This is a genomic window from Exiguobacterium sp. s168 (assembly GCF_018619035.1).
Taxonomy (GTDB): domain Bacteria; phylum Bacillota; class Bacilli; order Exiguobacteriales; family Exiguobacteriaceae; genus Exiguobacterium_A; species Exiguobacterium_A acetylicum.
The window spans coordinates 1-4,792 of record NZ_JACSNE010000049.1; the positions used below are offsets into that span (position 1 = coordinate 1).

Annotated in this window: 4 protein-coding genes; all 4 read right to left on the reverse strand. The window is 43.4% G+C overall.

Features of this window, described 5'->3' with window-relative positions:
- Nucleotides 1-48: 48 nt before the first annotated feature.
- The 4 genes from KNQ15_RS16450 to KNQ15_RS16465 all read right to left on the reverse strand — a co-directional run bounded on the left by KNQ15_RS16450 (nucleotide 49) and on the right by KNQ15_RS16465 (nucleotide 4,471).
- Entirely contained in the window at nucleotides 49-255 is a 207-nt protein-coding gene (locus KNQ15_RS16450; protein WP_214730106.1) for a hypothetical protein, read from the reverse strand.
- A gap of 13 nt (nucleotides 256-268) precedes the next feature.
- Nucleotides 269-736: a hypothetical protein gene (locus KNQ15_RS16455; protein ID WP_214730107.1), complete on the reverse strand. Its 468-nt coding sequence runs from the start codon at nucleotides 734-736 to the stop codon at nucleotides 269-271.
- Nucleotides 737-2,385: 1,649 nt separating this feature from the next.
- Nucleotides 2,386-2,835, reverse strand: coding sequence for an Hsp20/alpha crystallin family protein (locus KNQ15_RS16460; RefSeq protein WP_214730108.1), 450 nt, complete (start codon nucleotides 2,833-2,835; stop codon nucleotides 2,386-2,388).
- A 496-nt stretch (nucleotides 2,836-3,331) separates the two neighbouring features.
- On the reverse strand, nucleotides 3,332-4,471 hold the full coding sequence (locus KNQ15_RS16465) for a zinc-dependent alcohol dehydrogenase (protein ID WP_214730109.1): 1,140 nt from the start codon (nucleotides 4,469-4,471) through the stop codon (nucleotides 3,332-3,334).
- Nucleotides 4,472-4,792: the final 321 nt, after the last annotated feature.

Sequence of the window (4,792 nt, forward strand, 5' to 3'; positions counted from 1 at the left end):
TTGTCATTTCACGCAACGTTAGCGTTTTTCGACATTTTTCGGCAATATTCAGAGCACTCGAGCGTTGGATACCTCGCGATACAATTTGATCTCTTCCGGATGCTGGGCTTCCCATTCGAGATTTTGCAGCAGTGGGATTTGGATCGCCCCCTCCATCTCCGACATCAAGTTCGCCAATCGGACGTCACGCCGATTCGTGTTCGGATCCTCAAGAATTTCTTCGAAATCTTTTCGGAAGTTAGCTACGGTTTTCATCTGTTCGTCCTCCTTATTTTTGTTTTCGTACGTAGTCCTGCAGGACTCCTTCGACGAGTTCGTAGAGTTTCATATCGTTCTCGAGTGCGATATGCTTCAGACGCTTGTGGAGCGTCACGTCGAGGTCGAGCGAGACCTTTTTTCGGATGATTTGTTGCGGTTTCGTCTCGATCTCGAAATAGCCGTCGTCGAGTTGCGACTGTCCGGTCACGGGATCCACACGTAATGGATCCGTCGCTCGATTCCGTTTCTCCTTCACCCGTGTCGATTGGACGAAGTCCAGGACACGCTTCTGGGCGTTCGGATGGTCTCCAGCAATCTGCCAACGCTTCGTCTGTTGGTCGAACGTCGCTCCAGCCTGTTTCAAGGCTTCTCGTAGCTTCTCCTTACCTACTGGAGCATGCTGTTTCGCGATTTCAAGAAACTTCATACCCTTGTTCAGTTCCGTCACGTCAAGGATCGTCAGTTCCACTTCTCTCACGCGTCTTCCCCCTTTGCATTCTACACCTGTCTTATTATTTAACCTCTTACCCTCTTAAATTTCTACGTTATAGGGCTAGACACCTGCTTTTCTTTAAAAGTTCGCTGTTCCAGATCGTTCGGTAGTTGATATAAACAAACATCTCAAAATCCCTTTTTCTCTCTAGATGCCTGTTTAAGATTCTCGCTTTCCTGATCTACCGCACTTCGTTACGGCGTTTACGCCTCCACTTCGCTTGCTGGCGCACTGCGGGATGTTGAATGGACTCGCTTCGCTCCCTCCTTCAACATCCCTCGCACGACACATGAACCCGTCGTTGATCTTCATCTTTCTGGCACTTTCTATTCCTTTTTTTGATTAAAAAGACTTGTAGAACCTGAAGAGCGAAGGCATACTGCGGGAGGCAGGCGAGGAAAACGGCTGGATGGGCAGACTAACCCCTTGCAAAAGGAAAGAGTTAAATCTGCCCATCGGTGCACTGCGTCCAGTGTAGGACGAGGTATCCGTATGTCTAGGCGTTCCAAGATTGCAGGGGAGTCTCGCCCCTACGATATGACTCGCTGCGCTCTCGCACACACAAGGCGTTTCCACGCCCTACCTTGCTGCCTTTCGGCGACTCGTCATATAACCCACTGTATGGCGGCCAAAAGCCGTCATATGTCGTGTCACAGCAATCATACAGCCGCCTACTAGGAAATTCCCCACCGTTTGTCGTGGGACTGCCTACGGTCTCGTACCATATGACCCCGTCTGAACCTCTCAACGATCTTTACCGTATCCCTTCGGGACTTAGGCTATGTACAGGGCTCTCCGTCCTTCCCCTGCTAACGTCGCATCACCTACTGGAACTGCGGTGATGACCGATCCATTTTACTGCGTCGGCTGGATGAACCTACTCGTTTAAAGAGCGAGTGCTGACCTCTTTTATATGTAAGACCAAAACAAAAAGGACATCGTTCAGTAGCGAGTTTCGTGAAACTTGCTACTGAACGATGTCCTTTTCTCTACTTAAAACCTTGTAAAAGCTAGGTTTCCTTAGTATGATAAGTGCATCTAAGTTGAAGTCACGTCCAATGTGCCTTCAACGATCAATAGCAGTGTTCCCGCACTCGCTATTCAAAAGCGTCACTTCGTTGATCATCTACTCGTTTCCCGACAAGTAGATGGGAGAAGTGGCGTTTTTTGTTGTTCCGTCCGTATTTTGTTACTGATTATTGTACGCTTACATCAATTTTCTGACAACATTTTATTTTTATCACGCATCAAATCTCGATTCAAAAAAAGAGATTTCAAATCGTTTTTCAAATTGAAAATTCATTTTGAAAAATAAAAAAATACGATTGCTAGTGCTAGCAATCGTATTTTTTTGTGGCAACCGCCGTGCCAAAATGCCGTTTTTAGTGGCACGCGGTGTGACCTTTTGGCGATTTTGATGATATCAGGGAAACACTAGGCTCCGCCTAGGCTAGCACACTGAGTGATAGCAGTTTCCCCTTATGCTCTTTTTTGCTTCGAACTTCCTAAACTCATCCTGACAATGATCTTGTCTATAAAGAGTTGAACAAAAAAAACAGAAAGGTGTTTTTAAAAAAAACATCATAAAAAAAACAGAAGAGCTTTCGCTCTTCTTTAGGAGGGGATGCACAAAATTACTCAATCATAATACGTTTCGAAGTCTCTACGTTTTCTTTTTTAGGAAGAATTAATTTCAAAACGCCATCTTCCAACTTAGCCTGAGCGCCTTCTTCACTCACATCTTTCAACAAAATACTGCGAGACATTTGTGACATTCGACGTTCTCGATGAATATATTTACTTCCTTCTTCTTCAGAAACACTTTCATGCTTAACGGATAAGTTGAGACGACCATCATCGATCGTAACTTGAATATCTTCTTTTTTAACTCCAGGTACTTCTGCTTCAATGACATACTTGTCTTCTTCGTCTTTGATATCGACCTTAAATGTGTCGTGTCTTAGGCTTCTTTCGAATGGAAGCCCATTTGCTGAGAAAAAGTCATCCAACATGTTTGAAAAATCATTAAACCCAAGGTTCATTAAATCATTACGCTTTTTGTTGAAAGGAATCAAACTAGCCATGATAATCACTCCTTAGATCTATTTTTTAGCACTCCAATACATCGAGTGCTAACTACAATTTATAAATATCAAATCCAAAAAAAATTGTCAACAGGAGATGCTTATTTTTTAAATAAAAAAAGATGTATAACAAAACAGATCAGACTACACCCTATCTGTTTTGTTATACATCCCATACAAATTAATAATTCCTACTCAAAAAAATATGAAAACTGGTCTTTTTTTACTTTTTTCACACTTCGGCTTGTGAGCGTCGCCAAGTTTTCATTTCACGAAAACTTGACGTTTTTTTGCCCTTTTTAGAGTTTCACATCGTTTTCCAGGGCGATCTGCTTCAACTGCTTATGTAACGCCACATCCATCTCCTGAATGAATACCTCGGTCATATCGAATTTCAGGTATTCATTTGTCTCCTTTGACCCGATTTTTTCTTTTGATTCCACGATATACAACAGCCCATCCAAAAATCGGATGGGCTGTTTGAGTATGAGATAGCTTATGGTTTCAAGACGACCTTGATACACCCATCTGCCCGATCATTAAATGTTTGATAGGCAGAAGCAGCATCATCAAGTGCCACTCGATGCGTCACGATATCTGTTGGATCAAATTCTTTGTTGATAATTTTTTGGAACAGTTCCGGCATCAAATGGACAACGGGTGCTTGTCCCATTTTCAGCGTAATATTTCGGGTGAAGAAATCGCCAAGCGGGAATTGATTGTATTTTTCAGCATAGATACCCGTCAACTGTACGGTACCAAATTTCCGGACAGCGTCCTTCGCAATATTAATGGCACTCAACGTTCCACCTTGCAGACCAATCTTTTGTTCGATTTTTTCTACAGCGGACATCTTTCCGTCAAAACCGACGCAATCAATGACGACGTCTGCCCCACCCTGTGTCAACTCTTTAATGTATGCACCACTTTCGGCGTGGTCCGAGAAGTTCACCGTCTCAACTTTATTCGTCATTTTAGCATGATTTAATCGATACACTTGATCATCTACTGCAATGACCCGTTTCGCACCTTGCATCCATGCGAATTTTTGTGTCATCAGTCCAACTGGTCCTGATCCAAGTACAACGACCGTATCTCCTTTTTTCACACCTGCATGTAAGACACTCCAATACGCCGTAGGTAAAACGTCAGACAAGAACAGTAATGCCTCATCTTCTAGTTCACATGATTCAGGAATCACGAGTGGCATAAAATTCCCAAACGGAACTTTCAAATATTCCGCCTGACCACCAGGATGTCCACCAAACTCTTCTGTGAAACCGAAATACCCACCTGTATCGACATGGGGATTTCCGTTCGAGTTATCGCATTGACTTTCCATATCATGTTCACAAAAGAAACAGTGACCACAAGCAACGTTAAACGGTAACACAACCCGGTCTCCTCGCTTGACCTTCGTCACATCTGGTCCCACCTCTTCAACGATGCCCATCGGTTCATGACCAATGACATAGTCTTTGTGAGCCGGCATATTCCCCTGATAGATGTGTAAGTCTGAACCACAAATGGCAGTCGATGTGATTTTGACGATGATGTCATCGTTTTTTTCAATCGATGGATCCTTTACTTGTTTGACTTGAACATCCTTCGCTCCTTGGTACGTTACGGCGCGCATCTGAAATCCCCCTTAGTGAAATAGAATGACGTACCTTTTTCCTTACCCAAATACCATCATTTCCTCTACATGTTTATTGGAATTGGATACCATGTCTTTGAAAGGGGATGACCATTACGCAATCGATATGTAATTTTATAAATCCGGAAAGTAAAAAAAAGATTGTGAAAACGGTCGATTTCGACCGTTTTTCTCGTGCTTGGCTCTGGAGCAAGGACAACGTTGCGAGGAATTGTCATTTCACGCAACGTTAGCGTTTTTCGACATTTTTCGGCAATATTCAGAGCACTCGAGCGTTGGATACCTCGCGATACAATTTGA

What these genes read in the sequence shown, in the direction of transcription:
- KNQ15_RS16450 (WP_214730106.1), bottom strand. Translation starts at nt 255, where the DNA reads ATGAAAACCGTAGCTAACTTCCGAAAAGATTTCGAAGAAATTCTTGAG.
- KNQ15_RS16460 (WP_214730108.1), bottom strand. Translation starts at nt 2,835, where the DNA reads ATGGCTAGTTTGATTCCTTTCAACAAAAAGCGTAATGATTTAATGAAC.
- KNQ15_RS16465 (WP_214730109.1), bottom strand. Translation starts at nt 4,471, where the DNA reads ATGCGCGCCGTAACGTACCAAGGAGCGAAGGATGTTCAAGTCAAACAA.